Below are 16721 nucleotides of genomic sequence, written 5' to 3'. Positions count from 1 at the left end.
GCTGAGCAATCACAGTCTGCTCATTTTGAAATTCAGCCTGTCGGTTGTTTGTGAACCTGCGAGCGCCCCTGCGCCGTTGCCTTTTCCGCTCCCCCAAAACCCACTTACCTGTTTACGACTCTACCAACGGATACAACAGCTCCTGCCCTGCTTGAGTTCGGCAAGCTCTACCTCGATGACAACACAGGCGATATTCCCTGGAAGCAGTTTCCTGAAGCGTTGCAGTCAGTAAGTATTTGCCAAGATTCCGGCAGTAGGTGGATGAGTGAATGGGTGGTAGATACACGGTAGCGGCTTCTCACAGGATAGGGTGGATGGGTATTCGCCCCCATAATACCAGCATGATTTTGCTAAGAGGCTAAAGAAGCTTCCTTTGATTCACCCGTGCCAAAGCCAGTAAATTGACGTACTTCAGGCTCATGAAAAGCCAATACGATATCTTGCTTGGGCACCCCCAACTCAACCAGTTGATTGGCAATTCCTACCTCTGTTCCATCGTGCTGAATCCAGATTTTTCCATCCTTAATATCCAGATGCAAAATACAGCCAAATTCCCGTTTGTTTCCCCGCCAACCCACATGCAGCAGTTGATAATGATCCTGCTCAGCATCAAAGACCGTTTGCACCTCATATTCCTGTGCATTTTTTTGATTTAAAGCGCGTTGGGCGCGTTCGGAAAGGAGTTGTCGAATGTGGTGCCGATACTGTTCTACAGCCATTGAGCAATGACCTCCTGTTGTACGTCGTAAACTATTAGTCGCAATTGATATCGCTGAATTGCCGCCACAATAAACTGTCGTTTAAAGAAGCTCTTGTAAATTGGCTCTCGTACCGCTAAATAGAGCTGACGATCTGGCTCAACAATCTCTAATGCATCTCGGTAATTCAAAAACTGCCCGAGCGCCGTATGAAAATCTGAAACATTAGACGGACTGATAAAGCTTTTCACTTCTACAGCAATTTTCTGATTTCCTCTGGTCGCGGCTAATAGCTGCTCTGCTGCTAGGTCAATCTCAAACTCGACATCATCAACCGCAATTTCATAGGGGTCAGCCGTAATTTGCCAACCCTCTTTCTCCAAAGCTGCTCTAACAACATCATGAAAGCGATCTTTAACCATATTCAACGATCAGTGATTAGAAAGGCTGTGGGCGATCGCCTCCACACAATGCCCAATTCCGCCACTCATACACTCACTGGTGGCTTCCCCGATCGCGTGTTCAGCATGGCTCAGAGTTTGCCCAATTGCGTGAACATCAATCTCATCCGGAACACCCAGTTCATAGCAGGTTAAGTTTGCCTCTGGAACAGCTTTCTCAGATAGTCTGCGCCGATTGCGATAGATATCTACGCAGAAGTAACCCATCCCAAACACTGTCGATGATCCAATCAGTATCGGTAAAAGTGGCATGGCCATCACCTCGTGACGTTGATATGACCCATTTTAACTTCACGAAAAAGTGATTGCTCGATTTTTAAGCGCGATCGCAGCAGCAAACCTTTAAATGCAATTTATTACAGAATCAGCACGAATGTTCCCACTAACACGAATACCGTTCCTAAAACCACCTTGAGCGTCAACGGCTCACCTAAAAATAGAACCGATAATAAAAGCACCAAAACCAACCCTGACTTATCCACAGGAGCAACCAAAGACGCATTGCCAATTTGTAGTGCTTTGAAATAACAAAGCCATGATAATCCGGTCGCCACTCCCGATAAAACCAGAAATATCAACGTTTAGGAGAGATGGAAAATATCTCCTGCATATGACTATTTGCCCACACAATCCCCCAGGCGATTGCCAAGATGACTACCGTGCGGATAGCGGTTGCCAGATTGGAATCGATGTTCTCAACGCCAATTTTGGCAAAGATGGTCGTTAGCGCCGCAAAAAAAGCAGAAAGTAAAGCAAAAATCCACCAGGCTTTTTCGTATCCCATCATTCTCTATTTCGTGATTGTTTGTGCTGCTTATGATAGTTCCTTCAATTCGTCATCATCCGCTCATCCGTTTATTGCGCTACGGCAAAACGAAGCAGCTACAGACTTTAGGTGCGATCGCAACTTCCATCCTCAACACCATCTTCGACCTTGCCCCGCCCTACCTGATCGGCATCGCCATTGATGTCGTAGTGAATGAAGAAAACTCCCTCATTGCTCAGTTGGGCTTCACCAGTATCACTGGACAATTAGCTGTGCTCTCAGCCCTAACCCTGCTGATCTGGAGCCTGGAATCGCTGACAGAATATGCTTACAGTCGCCTGTGGCGCAACTTGGCCCAGACCCTCCAGCACGAACTGCGGGTCGATGCCTATAGCCATCTGCAAGAGCTATAGCTGAGCTACTTTGAAGACCGCAGCTCCGGCATGCTGCTGTCGGTGCTCAACGATGACACCAACCAGCTAGAGCGATTTTTGAACTTTGGTGCCCACGACATTCTGCACTTCCTCACCACCGTCTTCTTTGTCGGCGGCACGTTTATTGCCCTGGCTCCGGGCGTATCCTGGTGGGCGATGGCTCCGATTCCGTTTGTGATCTGGGGAACCAGCCTATTCCAGGCCAAGCTGGAGCCGCGCTATGCCGATGTGCGTGAGAAAAGCGGACTGATCAGCAGTCGGTTAACCAACAACCTCTCAGGCATGGCCACCATCAAAAGCTTCATCGCCGAAGCCTACGAGTGCGATCGCATCACCGCTGAAAGTAACGCCTATCGTCACAGTAACTACAAGGCCATTGCCCTCAGTGCCGCCTTTGTCCCCCTGATTCGCATCGTGATCCTGATCGGCTTCACCGCCACGCTGTTTCTGGGCGGGGTGGCCGTGGCCAATGGCAGCTTATCGGCAGGCACCTACGGCTTTCTGGTGTTCATCATTCAGCGATTGCTGTGGCCGTTTACCGACCTGAGCGAACTGCTGGATGAGTACCAGCGGGCGATGGCCTCAGTGCGACGGGTGATGGGTTTGCTAGATACGCCAATCGCCATTCCTCAGGGCCATCTCACCCTACCGCTGAGTTCTGTGCGCGGCGAGGTGCAGTTTGAAGACATCACCTTTGCCTACAGTGGTCGCAATCCTGTGCTTCAGAATCTCTCGCTACACGTTCCCGCTGGTCAGACAATCAGGATTGTCGGCGCAACGGACTCGGGCAAAAGCACCCTGGCTAAACTCTTGCTGCGGTTCTACGACGTGCGAAGTGGACGAATCTTGATTGACGGTATCGATATTCGCGACCTCAATCTACTGAACTTGCGCCAATGTATCGGTTGGGTGAGTCAGGATGTGTTTCTATTTCACGGCACGGTCGCTGAAAACATTCACTACGGCAGTTTTGACGCGACTCGCGACCAGATTATTCAGGCCGCCAAGTTAGCCGAAGCCCATGAGTTTATTGAGCAGTTACCACAAGGCTACGACACGATTGTGGGCGAACGAGGGCAGAAGCTTTCCGGCGGACAACACCAACGACTTGCGATCGCACGCGCCATCCTCAAAGATCCACCAATTTTGATTCTGGATGAAGCCACTTCAGCAGTAGACAACGAAACGGAAGCCGCGATTCAGCGTTCCTTAGCCAAGATTACTCAAGGTAGGACGACAATTGCGATCGCACATCTCCTCTCCACCATTCGCCATAGTCACTGCATTTACGTAATGGATCAAGGACAAATTGTTGAACAAGGTACCCACAATGATCTGCTGTCTATGAATGGAATATATACAAACCTTTGGCTTGTACAGTCTGGCAATCAGATTGAGTAGAGGAGACGCGGTGGCTTATCGCATCTCTCTTTCCTGCTTGCAACTGAGCCGATGATTACCTGAATGTCCTACCCACTAATGTTCTGAACGTGATGTCTGCACCGCATTAGGGAACGCATTACCTGTAGATGAAGACCAAAACAATAGACTTTATTGGAAATAAAGTTTTTGGGGTTGGAAATTGTTTTGTAGCGCGGCTCCGCCGCGCTACAAAACAATTTCCAATAAAGTCTAATAAAAAAATGGGGTACAACATCTAGTCAGAGATTTAGTAAGATAAGCCGGGAGTTTTCTTGAGGCAAGTATCATCGGTGACCTGCTTCAGCATGAAGTCCGCCACATCTGCGCGCGAAATTCGGGCACCCAAATCGATTGTTTCACCATAGTGGTAGTCGCCTGTGTGATCGCCGTTGGTTAGGCCAGCGGGGCGAACAATCACCCAATCTAGATTACTTTGCTTGATGATCTGTTCTTTGTCTTCGTGATCTGCGATCGCATTTCGCAGTACCAGTGGAACGACGATATAGCGAATAAAAAAGCCAACTTGTTTGCGACTGTCACCGACTCCCAAAGAGGACTGATAGACCAGTCGGCGCACGTTGTGCTGTTCCATAGCCTGAACAATATTTTCTACACCTTTGGTCAGCGCTGGGCTTCGCTTCAGGCTGGAAGAACCAAGGGCAGACAGTACAGCATCTTGTCCCTGCACGGCCTGCTCAACAATTGCCATGTCGGACACGTCTCCTTGCACGGTCTGTACCGCTGGAAAGTCATCAGTCAGCTCATTCGCGTGGCGGGAGAACCCAGTGACAGTATGCCCTTGGTCAAGTGCTTGTTTAATCAGTTCGCGACCTGTATCTCCAGTCGCACCAAAAATGAGTAAGTTCATCCTGTGTTCTCCATTATTTCCAGGCCATTTTTACGGTGGCAGACGACCCAATTGTTGCCTTCTATCTTTGTAATGAATTATTTGTAATGAATTGGTTGAAATAGGGACAAAATATCAGTCAATCTACTTGAGTGGTTTTTGCCACCTGAGCAGTGAAGCAAACACGATAACTGGTAATCCTGCTCCCAGGCACAAGAGCCACTGCGTCCAGCTTAGGGGAACCGTGTCAAACAAATTATTAAATACCGATAGCTGACTGAACAAGATTTGTAGTCCTGCTACACAGACGATACCGATCGCAGGTGCATAGGCTAGCGGTTTAGATTTACGTTGTAAATTAGCCCAGAGCGATGGAATAAATCGGCTGATGCAGAGTAAGTAGAACACTTCCGCAGCCACCAAAGTTTGTACGGCCATTGTCCGCGCCAAGGCTTCGTTTTCTGTCCGCCCCATCATCCACTCAAATATGCCGAACGTAACGGCCCAGTTGAACAGAGAGATAATGCCAATGCGCCAGAGGATATCTGCCGTCAGCAGGGATTGATGGGTTGGCCGGGGCGGCTTTTCCATGACTCCCTCCGGCTGCGGTTCAAATGCTAGCGGAATCGAGAGCGAGCTGGAACTGACCATATTGACCCAGAGAATCTGTAGCGGCAGGATGGGCAGTGCCGTATTCATTAGCACACTTGCCAGAATGGTCAATGACTCGCCACCGTTGACGGGTAGGACAAATGCGATCGCTTTTGTCAAATTCAGGTAGACGGTGCGTCCTTCTTCGACTGCGGCTTCGATAGAGGCAAAATTATCGTCAGTCAGGATGATGTCTGAGGCTTCTTTGGCTACTTCAGTGCCCGCTTTGCCCATTGCGATGCCAATATCGGCCTGCTTCAATGCGGGAGCATCATTGACGCCATCTCCCGTCATCGCCACAATCTGGCCTTTGGACTGAAGGGCTTCAATGAGCCGGAGCTTTTGTTCTGGGGCAACGCGAGCAAAGACGGCTGTATCTTCAACCGCGTTTTTCAAGTCCTGGTCACTCATCTGATTAAGATCTTGACCAGAGAGCGCCGGAGCGTGATCGCGCTGGCTCAAGTGCATCATGGTTGCGATCGCACTGGCCGTCACCCGGTGATCCCCGGTGACCATCTTGACCTGAATGCCTGCGTTTTGGCAGATCTCGACGGCTCGAATGGCTTCCTGGCGGGGCGGATCAATCATGCCCTGTAGACCTAGAAAAGTTAAGCCAGATTCGATATCCTTTCGCTCTAGGGTGTCAGTATCCTCTGCCGTTTTTTGAGCAAAGGCTAGTACCCGTAGTCCTCTTTCAGCAAAGGATTCAGCAATCTGTTCGATGGCATTCTTATCGAGTTCGGCAGATTCTTCCTGATTGGTTTGAGTGCGATCGCAGCGGCTTAAAATTGCCTCTGTTGAACCTTTACTATAAATGATCCGGTTTGGTTCTCCCCCTTCATACAGGGTTGCCATATATTGATGTTCTGATTCAAAGGGAATAATGTCACGTCGGGTTTGAGTCTCCTCCAGCCTTTGTCGCGTTAGCCCAGCTTTGTGAGCCACGACAATCAATGCGCCCTCGGTCGGATCACCTTCGACGGTTAGCTGCCCTTCTTTCTCTTGTAGTTCGGAGTCATTGCAGAGTAACCCGCAGCGCAAGCAGTCTCGTAAAGCTGGCGCTTGAGCAATTGCTACGGGTTGATCATCCTGGAGAATATTCCCAGCAGTACTGTAGCCAGCACCGCTAACTTGATAGCGCTGTCCCCCGGCATAAATCTGCTCGACCGTCATTTGGTTCTCGGTCAGCGTGCCAGTTTTATCGGAACAAATCACTGTCGCGCTGCCCAGGGTTTCGACGGCTGGTAGCTTGCGGATAATGGCATTGCGATCGGCCATGCGAGAAACACCAATCGCCAGCGCAATAGTCACCAGGGGCGGTAACTCTTCTGGAATGCCGCTCACTGCTAGCGCCACTGCGGATTGAAACATCTCTATCCAAGATTGTCCCTGGCCTAACCCAACCGCAAACGTCAGTGCCGCCAGTCCCCAAATAACGTAGAGCAGACGCCAGCTAAATCGCTCCAGTTTGCGGGTCAGAGGCGTAGTCAGATGAGCACTCTGTTCTACCATTTCCGCAATTTGCCCGGTTTCCGTCGCCTCGCCAATGGCGATCACCAACCCTCGCCCCTGTCCGGATGTGGCAATGGTTCCGGCAAAGGCCATATTGGTGCGATCGGCCAGCGGAGTATCGGCATCAAGGGGATTGGTTCTCTTGTCTACTGGCACCGACTCACCCGTTAGGGCAGACTCATCAACGTGTAGATTCTTGGTTTCAGTCAGCCGTAGATCGGCTGCTACTTTATCCCCCGATTCCAATCGCACCAAATCTCCGGGCACGAGCTGATCGGCTGGAATTCGCTGCTGTTTGCCTTGGCGAATCACTGTCGCTTCCGTCACGATGGACTTGGCTAGTGCTTCCATCGCCTGCTCTGCCTTCGCCTCTTGGATATAGCCAACAACGGCATTAATCAGCACCACCCCAAAGATGACCCCAGCATCGATCCAATCCTGCAGCAGCAGAGTAATCGCGCCAGCAACCAGCAAGATGTAGAGCAATGGTTGATTGAATTGCTGTAAAAACCTCATCCACGGAGGAATTCCGGCTTCGGGGGTGAGTCTGTTTGGCCCAAACTGCTCTTGGCGCTGGGATACGGCTTCTTGACTTAAGCCATTATGGAGATGACTGTGTAGCTGCTCTGTCACCTCCTGTACCGAAAGGTGATGCCATTGCCGATTCAGAGCTTCAGAAGAAAGTGATCTAGCCATAGCGCGTTTGACAGTACCAGGACAAGCATAGATAGGCTACTGGCCAAATCCATCCTCGCGTTTTCATTTTAGAGTTAGGACGAATCTGAATTGCAGATATGAAGTAAAGAGAGATAAGCAACTCCAATGTTGTATTAGCCAGTTGCTATAGATTGCCAAGTATCGATGTCAGGTATTCCACCTTGAGGATATGTATTCCTTCGGGCTACTCAATCATGCGACTCTTATGCCCCAGGATGGATAATCCTCTAAATTTACAGGTTTGGGGCTTATCTGCTTGTGTGCTGGTCTTTTTTCTATTTCGACTTTTCCACGTTAGAGAAAAAGGTCGAAACACGTTCAAGAACTTACATAATCTGCGCACTGTTCCTTGCTCAAAATGCCGTTTCTCTAGCAAGAATCCTCCTCTGAAATGCGCTGTACATAAACAAAATGTTGGCAAAGTTGATGCAAAAGACTGCCCCGTTTTTTGGCCTAATGACCAAGATGAGTTTCGAAATAAATAATATTTAACTACTCACTGCTTAATCTGGCTTAAGCTGTTGACAGTCTGCTCTTGCTGATTTTCTAACCTGAATGAACCTCATAAAGTACTGCTGGAATGCGGTATCCTACTCTTCATCGGATGGCGTTTATGGTAGAAGCATCAAATAGATCAAGGGCAGATCAAGAGGGCACGATCATGACGACCGATTTACGCATTCAACAGGCTCAGCAGACTCAACAACCTCGGCTGGGTGGTTCAGTAGAAACCTTTTCTTGGCAGTGGCAAGGGCAAAATCTGACGATTACCTATGAAGTGCTAGGCAGCGGCAATCCAGTCTTGTTGCTACCGGCTTTCAGCACTGTATCGACGCGGGCGGAACTGAAGGCGCTGGCGCAGCAGTTAGCGGCTCAATTCCAGGTTGTTGCCCTCGATTGGCCGGGCTTTGGTGAGTCTGATCGCTTACCTCTCAACTACGGTCCTGCTCTATATAACCAGTTTTTACAGGATTTCGTGTCAGTCAGGCTTGATACACCAGTTGCGATCGCAGCCGCAGGACACGCGGCTGGCTATGCTTTACATGTGGCGGCTCAGCAGCCCACAACCTGTGCCAAGCTGGTGCTGATAGCGCCCACTTGGCGCGGCCCTTTGGCCGTTATGGGTGTACCACCAGCAGTACGATCGGGAGTAAAGGAACTGGTGAGAACTCCCCTGATTGGTCAAGCTCTCTATAGCCTCAACACGCAACCAGCGTTCCTCAAATGGATGTATCGCCGCCACGTATTTGTCGATGACGCGCAGTTAACGCCGGAGTATATTGCGCAGCGCCATCAAAATACTCAACAAACCGGGGCTCGCTATGCTCCAGCCGCTTTTGTGACGGGTGGACTTGATCCGGTGCAGAGCCGAGATGCTTTTCTACAGTACATTGAGCAGATTGCTTGTCCGGTAATGGTGGTCATTGCCGATCAATCCCCTTCGGCATCGAAAGCAGAAATGGAGGCAGTGGCCGCCCTGCCATCGGTTGAATCGACCCATCTACCGGGCACTTTGGGCTTGGCTGAGGAATATGGCGAAGCGGTAGCTGAAGTGGTTATTCCCTTTTTAACCGATTCCCCTGCCCAATCGGTTGACTAGTGCTGAATGGCACTGACATAAGCTGTATCAAGCTAGCAACCTGGCTTTCAAGACGGAGCGAGGTTCCTGCATTCTTGGGAACGGTTTGGGACGGCGCTTTACAACTCGGGGTTCTGAACGGTTGGGTCGAAACGGAATCACCAACTCTCGCACCACGTTTAACAAGGCCTGGTAGCCTCGCCGTCGTTCGGATGGAGCTAGATGCAGCAACTCAGGCCGGAAGTGATTGAACTGTTGCCGAGCACCTTGTAGAGAGACTCGCAACACCCCGACCTCGCCGTCGGCTGTCGCCTCCCACATCAGGGTGCGAAGCAGATTGTAGGCCAACAGATGCACCCAAATACTTTTGCTCACCATGGTGGGTGTTTTGGCAGCAATCATCTCCATGGCTAAGGTGGTTTTGAGATGCCGGAGATTAACTTCGGCGGCCTGCCAGCGGAGCTGATAGAGTTCGGCAAGTTTAGCTTTGGGATAGCGGTTGGGATCGAGTAGCGTCGTTACCACCACAAAGTTGGTCGGGCGAAACCCAGGAACCTGAATGAAGAGATACACTTCCCGCACCTCAATGGATGCCGCCAGAGCCTCGAACTCCTGCGGCTTGAGGGCTTGAGGGCATTGCTTCGGGCGCTGCCAGCGGACGATGTGATCGCCAATGCCCAGTTTTTTGCCCCGTCTGAAATCGCAGCGGCGCTGATGATGCTTGCGAAAGACAGCATCGGCTCCCATCCGGGCGACCCAGGCCAAATCTACATAGGTGCCATAGGCTGAATCGGCCACCACCACATCCTCGGGGCGCAGTTTCTGATAGAGTTGGCGGGCTAGACGCCATTCACTCACCCGCAACGGAGCCATCGCCACGGCCATAACCGCTCCCGTGGTGACACAAAACCACACTTGGAGTTTGAGAATCGGAAAGCCGCAGCCCTCTTTCTGATTGCTGTGTTGAGGATACTCGGCTTGGTTGGCCTGCGTGTCACTCATCAAGACCGTCGTCGCATCAAAGGCTTTAACCGGACGGCCACACCAGCGTTGCTCTGGGGAGACTTGGCGCTGCAACGCCCTCACCACCCGCTCGAACAGGGGCGGAAATATCGACTCGGGAAGGCGTTTTCGTGCTTTACTATAGCCCCCGGTATCGGCTGAGGGCACCTCCAATCCCGACACGCTCATCCAGGTCACCACTCGCTTGACTGCATGGCTGAGACTGCTGTCGGCATCCAGCACTTGGGAGAGCCAACTCCACAGGACGACCATGGGAGTGTAGAGGACTTGTCGATATCGGATTCCCTGCTCGCTCAGCACAGTTTCAATCTCTGCTTCCGGCAGCATCTCAGCAAAGGGTAGACCGATGCTGCTCTGATAGTTGGCCTTGAGAACGTCCGCACGATTCGGCATCATAGAGGCAAGGTTATGGGCTTCAACGGTTTGATTCTGACAAATCAGGCGCTTGAAGCCTTTTTTGCTCTCTTATGTCAGTGCCATTCGACTAGTGCTGTGTCAAATTAGTTTTGGGCCGCGCTTGGCGCGGCCTCTCAACTATCAAAACCCACCCAAACAACGTTGACAAACCAGTAGCTAGATGCGATCGCACCTTGATCAGCAAAACCTAAATTGAAGCTGCTTCCACTGTTGCCACAACCTCTCCAGTAAATTGAGTGTCATAACCGCCCAAAATTTCTAATTGAGAAATTACCCGACGATGGCTAAGCGTGCCTAAAAGCTGCTGCACGGGAGCTTCCTCTAGATAAGGCTTCAGGGTCACCAGATCATAGTGGGACTGCCGCAGCGGCAAAAATTCCAGATTGAACATTGCTGCAACCGAGGCCGCACTTACCCCAACATCGGCCTCTCCAGTTGCGATCGCTTGGGCCACCGCTTGATGAGACGATGCAGTGCGATCGCTACCCAACACCTGCTGCAGCGAAAGCCCAGCTTCTGCCAAAGCCTGTTCCAACAAAGCCCGACTGCCCGCCCCAGGCTCACGATTAATAATGCTGACATCATCACGAGCTAAATCAGCAATCCCCTGAATCCCCTTCGGATTGCCTGGGGCCATCAATAATCCTTCTTCCCACACGCCTAAGTTAATGATCAATGCCGTCTGCTTTTGCAGCACCCGACGGACAAACGGCACATTAAACGTCTGAGTTTTTGGACAATAAAGATGCACGCCAGCAATATGAACTTCGCCTCGCATCAACCGTTCTAGCGATGCCGCACTATTGGCAAAGGTCAACTGAACCCGCAGGTTTGGATGCCATCGTTCTGCAGCTCTAGCCCAGAGAGAAAGAGCGGGAGAGCAGCCCGCGACAACGACCGTGTTCAGTAACTTAGTGGGTTCATCCAGTAGAGTAACGGTGATGGTTTCCTGATCGGCTTGGCGAGTCGCTTCACCATCAGCGGGAATGAGTTCCATCCGAAAGGCATCATTCCCGACCAGCGGATGGGCAACCCAGTAACCTCCAATCCGGGCTACGCTGACACGTGAGGGAACGCCAGTTGCCATACTTGCCGTTGGCACGGCCTCGACTGTGACCTGGTCTTGATCGAGCCAAAACAAATCTTCGACGCCGCAACCTAGCGCTTTGGCCAACTTTAAAGCCACGGTGACAGATAATGCTGTTTGTCCCGACTCTACCCCACTAATCGTTTGGCGGCTCACCCCGACCATTGCAGCCAAGTCCTGTTGGCTTAGCCCTAACCGCAGGCGAGTTTGCCTCAAACCATTACGGAGATCGTCCTTCACAGCAGCACCAGAATAATGAATTTGTGAGTCAGTATAAACGACTCAATGAACGGACTCATAAAAACCGCTCATAAAAACTGCGTCCATAAAAACAGTTTTTATGTTTTGCGAAAGCTAGACTGTGCTGGACTTGTGCAAAGCATCATTTGGGGTCTTGACAGACGGATTTGGCATCAGACCGGATGTAAGCGGCCAAAAATTCCTTAACAAGAGAAAGAAAAGCAATCTCCTGTATCTCTAGGCACAGTTTTTCCCAAGTGTCGCCAATAAATTTAACATGTGTCAAGAATACTAGCATTCGTCAAGAGACTCTTATGAAAATTAGTGCTCGCAATGCCCTAAAAGGCTCCATCAAGCAGATCACACCCGGTGCGGTCAATACTGAAGTGGTTATCGAAGTTGCTCCTGGTGTTGAGATAACTTCCGTGATCACCAAAGCCTCAAGTGAAAAATTGGAACTTGCGGTCGGCAAAGAAGTATATGCCGTTGTGAAAGCTTCCAACGTTATGTTGGCTTTGGACTAGGAGCAAACAGTCATGAATCGACGCCATTTCACCGTGTTGTCTACATTGGCTCTGGTCACATCTATAGGGGCTATCAGTTGCACGTCCTCACCTACAGCTTCGGATGATCAAGCCACGGATGCGGGTCGTCCTGAAGCGACTGTTGAATTGACCGTTTCCGTAGCGGCCAGTGTGCAGGACGCCATGAAAGACGTGCAGGAGGCATACCAGGCTGAGGAGCCAAACGTTGCGATTACCTACAACTTTGGTTCATCCGGTTCCTTAGCCCAGCAAATTTCTCAAGGGGCTCCCACCGATATCTTTCTCTCCGCTTCCGAGAAATGGATGGATGACTTAGAAGGGCAAGGGCAAATTTTAGAGGGATCTCGCAAAGACTTGTTGCTGAATTCTCTGGTCTTGATTGTGTCTCAGGACAAGACGGACATTACCAACTTCAGCGACTTTGAAACCGATAAAGTCAGCAAACTTGCCTTAGGTGAACCGGAAAGCGTTCCCGCTGGTAAATACGCCCAGGAAGCGCTGACTGCAATGGACATGTTTGAAGCCCTGCAGCCCAAAATGGTGTTTGCTAAGGATGTGCGGCAGGTACTGTCTTACGTCGAGACGGGCAATGTTGATGCCGGTCTGGTGTATGCCACCGATGCCAAAGTGTCTGACCAGGTGCAGGTTATTGCCACTGCTCCTGCCGATACCCACTCTCCCATCGTTTATCCAGTTGGAGTAGTCGCCGATAGCGAAAATGCCGAAGCCGCCCAATCTTTTGTCGATTTTTTATCCAGTGATACAGCAGTTGCCATCTTTGAGGAGTACGGTTTCGTTATGGCTGAATAAGGAGTTGTGCCTGACTAACTGACAACAGTTCCTTAGTAGTAGCGCGACCGGCCTAACATACGGGGTTGCCCCATTCCTTAAACCAGCGACTTGTAGGGTAGGCATTGCCCACCTTACCCAGCAAATTAAGCTGGCAGTGCTACTACTGCTGTGTCAAATCAGTTTTGATGGTTGGTATGCCGCGCAGAGCACGGCATACCAACCATCAAAACCCACCAAAACAAGGTTGACAAACCACTACGACAGAATACTTTTTGGGCTTTGTCGGTCAAGTTGCTACGTTTCGGATCACCGTCGCCTCACAATCTATCGAAAATTTAGAAAATTTCATGCCAGCAGATCTCACTCCCCTCTGGATTTCGCTAAAAACGGCGGCTGTCGCTACTGTTATGGCCGCGTTTTTAGGTATTTTGGTCGCTCGCTGGATGCTGAGCTATCGCGGAAAGGCCAAGGGCATAATTGATGGAGTGCTCACCCTGCCGTTGGTCCTGCCACCGACAGTAGTGGGGTTTCTGTTACTGCTGTTGTTGGGCAAGAATAGTCCAGTTGGGCAATCTCTCAGTCAGCTCGGTATTTCTATTATCTTTACCTGGCCAGCAGCGGTGATTGCGGCGACGGTGGTGGCTTTTCCGCTGATGTACAAAACGGTGCTGGGTTCGTTTGAGCAGGTGGATCTGACTTTAATCAGCTCTGCCCGCACGCTGGGCGCTTCAGAAGGGCGGATTTTCTGGCAGATTTTGCTGCCTCTGGCTTGGCCGGGAGTGTTGGCGGGAACGGTGTTGGCCTTTGCCCGTGCCCTGGGAGAATTTGGGGCAACCCTGATGATCGGGGGCAGCATTCCCGGTGTGACTCAAACGATTCCGATCGCAATTTTCTTTGCGGCTGAGGCGGGACGCATGGGAGTGGCCTTAGCCTGGGTATTGCTGATGATTGCGGTTTCGCTGGTGGTGATTGCTGGGATCAACTACGGCAACCGGAGCAAGTTCCATCAGCAAACACCTGTGAATGAATTGGTGAAGCGGGGCTTCAACTGGGTCTTTTTCAGGACATTGCGAGGCGACCAGTTTAATTTCGCTGCAACGGGAATGCCCGCTCCGGCTCATTTGCTCACAACTGCCTTCAATAAGCCACAGGCTGATCGTCCTGTTTTAGCGTCGGGAAATGGCCCAACTCCCACTCTAGTTGGGGAATCAGCTTGGGAAAAATTCACTCCAGGGTCTGAGGCAGAGTGGATGCCAGTGACTCGCTCAGCGGTGATGGTAGCTCCTCGTCCGGCAGAAGATGCGATCGCAATCTCAACTGAGGCTGAGCTGGTAGTCAACATTGAGAAGCATGTATCAGGATTTCAGCTCAATGTAGGGTTTGCGACCAGCAGCCAGCCCCTGGGATTGTTGGGCGCTTCCGGATCAGGCAAGAGCATGATCCTGCGCTGTATTGCTGGCCTAGAAACGCCGACTCAGGGCCGGATTGTGCTGAACGGGCGGGTGCTGTTTGACTCCCATAAGCGGATTAATGTGCCAAGTCGCGATCGCAAAATCGGTCTGGTTTTCCAAAACTACGCGTTGTTTCCGCATCTCACCGTCGCCCAAAATATAGCCTTTGGCATGAACTCTATCCCCCAGCCGCAGCGGGTAGCAGAGGTGACGAAGTATCTTGATCAGATTGGGTTGACGGGACTAGGCGATCGCTATCCTCATCAGCTTTCAGGAGGACAGCAGCAGCGGGTTGCACTGGCCCGTGCCCTCGCGATCCAGCCCGATATTCTCTTGCTAGATGAGCCGTTGTCTGCCCTGGACACCTACCTGCGCAGTCACATTGAAAAGCTGCTGATCGAGGTGCTCTCCCACTACAACGGCATTACCCTGTTCATTACCCACAAACTGGAGGAAGCCTACCGGGTTTGCACCAATTTGCTGGTGCTCTCGGACGGACACATTCAGGCGGAAGGTACCAAAAAAGAGATTTTTGAACATCCCCCCACCTTTGAGGTGGCCAAGGTCACTGAATGTAAGAACTTCTCCCGTGCCCGACGATTAGACGATTATCATATCGAGGCTCTAGACTGGGGCTGCTGTCTTAAAGTCAGTACGCCGATGCCTGCTGACAGTGGCTATGTCGGATTGCGAGCGCATCATATTAAATGCCTCCTAGAACCCAGTGAGAGCAACACTTTCCCCGGCTGGTTAGCCATGATTACCGAAACCCAGCACCGGGTAACACTTTACATTAAACTCCATAGTGAACCAAAGTCTCCCCAGGACTATCATCTCCAGGCAGAACTTTATCGCGATCAGTGGGATTTACTCAAAAGCCGCTCATTTCCTTGGCAAATCTGGCTCGATCCGGATCGCCTGATCCCGATGGCACGCTAAGCACAAGTTTTCTGATCCAAGATTGCGACCTGTTAAGTAATTACAGCGCTTTTTTAAGCTTGATAAAGGGTTGTCTACAAAGCAAAAATGCCTAATTCAACTTTGGTATTTATTGAGAATAATATTATTTGGCTGCTACTTAAACTGAGATTGAGTACATTGCAGTTCCTCCAACTACCACATCGTTTTGCTGAAGGTTGGCTGTGTCCTTGATTAATTAGGTTTCCTATCGCTACTTATCTTTCATGACGTTACCCCGTTAAGTAACTAACCCAACTTTGCGATCGCGAACCGTTTCCATCTCCAACCCTCGCAATTGATTACTTATCTCAAAAAGATCGTTAAATAGCTTTTTAGTGATAAAGTGATTTTTGTGTCTTGTCGGCAAGTTAGGAATTATTCTCGCTAGGCCATTCGCTTTTCTCCCTCTGTCCTGATTTTGGAGTCTGATATGGAATTTGATTCAGCAGTTAACACCGCTTCAGATGCCTCGGTTGATGCTCAATTTTGGAACGTAACGTTTATCGGTGGCACTGCCGACACAGAAGACGCTCCATCACTCCGTTCTCAGGCTACCGCTCCAACTTCAATTGGAGAAAGCTTGCCTTTGGCGATGACGACAGTTGGAACTCGAGTGTGGATCGTCCAGATTAAAGGCGGGCATCGGATGGCACGCCGCCTCACCGATTTGGGGATCGTTCAGGGCAGCGAGGTTACCATCGTTAGCCGGACTGAAAGCGGCTCGGTCATCGTAGGACTACAAGGTTGCCGCATTGGTCTAGGCGCGGGCATGGCACACCGAGTCATGGTCAGCACCGTGCAGCAGGAGGTTTCTCAAATCACAACCCTTCAACAACCGACACAGCCTGTAAATGGAGATATTGCTATGCCAGCCACCCTACATTTAGGTGCTCTTTCAGTGGGTCAATCAGGTCGCATCATCGGCTATGAAAAAGGTCAGCGTGCCTATCGAGAAAAACTGCTGTCAATGGGACTCACCCCTGGTACTCACTTCACCGTGACTCGCCAAGCTCCGATGGGTGATCCCATCAGCATTGAAGTGCGCGGCTTTAGGCTCAGTTTGAGAAAAGGGGAAGCGGCAGCGTTACGGGTTGAGGTTATAAGCAGATAATGGAGAGG

General features: G+C 50.7%; 16 protein-coding genes and 1 pseudogene. 8 read left to right on the top strand and 9 right to left on the bottom strand.

Translation table 11 applies throughout. From position 1 onward, the window contains the following. Nucleotides 1-66 precede the first annotated feature (66 nt). A pseudogene (locus AC286M_RS21200) lies at nucleotides 67-291 on the top strand (DUF1636 family protein); the annotation flags it as partial. Nucleotides 292-350: 59 nt separating this feature from the next. On the opposite strand, the gene AC286M_RS21195 reads toward AC286M_RS21200, so the two are convergent. From AC286M_RS21195 to AC286M_RS21175, 5 genes are all read right to left on the bottom strand, one after another. After that, complete coding sequence (locus tag AC286M_RS21195; RefSeq protein WP_488206286.1) at nucleotides 351-719, bottom strand: XisI protein; 369 nt, start codon at nucleotides 717-719, stop codon at nucleotides 351-353. Further along, nucleotides 710-1120 (bottom strand): XisH family protein, encoded by a 411-nt coding sequence (locus AC286M_RS21190; protein ID WP_488206285.1) that lies wholly within the window; start codon nucleotides 1118-1120, stop codon nucleotides 710-712. Before AC286M_RS21190 ends, AC286M_RS21195 begins: the two co-directional genes overlap by 10 nt. 9 nt (nucleotides 1121-1129) lie before the next feature. Continuing rightward, complete coding sequence (locus AC286M_RS21185) at nucleotides 1130-1411, bottom strand: hypothetical protein (protein WP_488206284.1); 282 nt, start codon at nucleotides 1409-1411, stop codon at nucleotides 1130-1132. 104 nt (nucleotides 1412-1515) lie between these two features. Further along, nucleotides 1516-1713 (bottom strand): EamA family transporter, encoded by a 198-nt coding sequence (locus tag AC286M_RS21180; protein ID WP_488206283.1) that lies wholly within the window; start codon nucleotides 1711-1713, stop codon nucleotides 1516-1518. A 20-nt stretch (nucleotides 1714-1733) separates the two neighbouring features. After that, nucleotides 1734-1946: an EamA family transporter gene (locus tag AC286M_RS21175; RefSeq protein WP_488206282.1), complete on the bottom strand. Its 213-nt coding sequence runs from the start codon at nucleotides 1944-1946 to the stop codon at nucleotides 1734-1736. Between the two features lie 29 nt (nucleotides 1947-1975). Between AC286M_RS21175 and AC286M_RS21170 the strand changes: the two genes are divergently transcribed. Continuing rightward, nucleotides 1976-2338 carry a 6TM ABC transporter family protein gene (locus tag AC286M_RS21170; RefSeq protein WP_488206281.1) on the top strand — a complete coding sequence of 121 codons (363 nt, stop codon included), beginning with the start codon at nucleotides 1976-1978 and terminating at the stop codon, nucleotides 2336-2338. After that, a complete protein-coding gene (locus tag AC286M_RS21165; protein ID WP_488208856.1) occupies nucleotides 2339-3760 on the top strand; it encodes an ABC transporter ATP-binding protein in 1422 nt (473 codons plus the stop codon). Nucleotides 3761-4028: 268 nt separating this feature from the next. Here AC286M_RS21165 and AC286M_RS21160 read toward each other — a convergent pair whose 3' ends face one another. Together AC286M_RS21160 and AC286M_RS21155 are read right to left on the bottom strand one after the other, a co-directional pair. Continuing rightward, nucleotides 4029-4649, bottom strand: a complete 621-nt coding sequence (locus AC286M_RS21160; RefSeq protein WP_488206280.1) for an NAD(P)-dependent oxidoreductase — start codon at nucleotides 4647-4649, stop codon at nucleotides 4029-4031. Nucleotides 4650-4772: 123 nt separating this feature from the next. After that, nucleotides 4773-7487 (bottom strand): cation-translocating P-type ATPase, encoded by a 2715-nt coding sequence (locus tag AC286M_RS21155; protein WP_488206279.1) that lies wholly within the window; start codon nucleotides 7485-7487, stop codon nucleotides 4773-4775. 682 nt (nucleotides 7488-8169) lie between these two features. Here AC286M_RS21155 and AC286M_RS21150 point away from each other — a divergent pair. Beyond that, nucleotides 8170-9108, top strand: coding sequence for an alpha/beta fold hydrolase (locus AC286M_RS21150; protein ID WP_488206278.1), 939 nt, complete (start codon nucleotides 8170-8172; stop codon nucleotides 9106-9108). Nucleotides 9109-9135: 27 nt separating this feature from the next. On the opposite strand, the gene AC286M_RS21145 is transcribed toward AC286M_RS21150, so the two are convergent. Together AC286M_RS21145 and AC286M_RS21140 are read right to left on the bottom strand one after the other, a co-directional pair. Further along, a complete protein-coding gene (locus AC286M_RS21145) occupies nucleotides 9136-10551 on the bottom strand; it encodes an IS4 family transposase (protein WP_488203605.1) in 1416 nt (471 codons plus the stop codon). A 163-nt stretch (nucleotides 10552-10714) separates the two neighbouring features. Then, nucleotides 10715-11854 (bottom strand): XRE family transcriptional regulator, encoded by a 1140-nt coding sequence (locus AC286M_RS21140; RefSeq protein WP_488206277.1) that lies wholly within the window; start codon nucleotides 11852-11854, stop codon nucleotides 10715-10717. A gap of 314 nt (nucleotides 11855-12168) precedes the next feature. Here AC286M_RS21140 and AC286M_RS21135 point away from each other — a divergent pair, with 314 nt between their 5' ends. From AC286M_RS21135 to AC286M_RS21120, 4 genes are all read left to right on the top strand, one after another. After that, the gene (locus AC286M_RS21135; protein ID WP_488206276.1) at nucleotides 12169-12378 is read left to right on the top strand and encodes a TOBE domain-containing protein; all 210 of its coding nucleotides are present in this window, start codon (nucleotides 12169-12171) and stop codon (nucleotides 12376-12378) included. 12 nt (nucleotides 12379-12390) lie between these two features. Beyond that, nucleotides 12391-13209, top strand: coding sequence for a molybdate ABC transporter substrate-binding protein (modA, locus tag AC286M_RS21130; RefSeq protein ID WP_488206275.1), 819 nt, complete (start codon nucleotides 12391-12393; stop codon nucleotides 13207-13209). A 329-nt stretch (nucleotides 13210-13538) separates the two neighbouring features. Continuing rightward, on the top strand, nucleotides 13539-15581 hold the full coding sequence (modB, locus tag AC286M_RS21125; protein ID WP_488206274.1) for a molybdate ABC transporter permease subunit: 2043 nt from the start codon (nucleotides 13539-13541) through the stop codon (nucleotides 15579-15581). 451 nt (nucleotides 15582-16032) lie between these two features. Beyond that, nucleotides 16033-16713, top strand: a complete 681-nt coding sequence (locus tag AC286M_RS21120; RefSeq protein WP_488206273.1) for a FeoA family protein — start codon at nucleotides 16033-16035, stop codon at nucleotides 16711-16713. Nucleotides 16714-16721: the final 8 nt, after the last annotated feature.

The organism is Thainema salinarum CENA647 (genome assembly GCF_057732415.1).
This window is presented reverse-complemented; position numbering and strand designations above follow the sequence as displayed.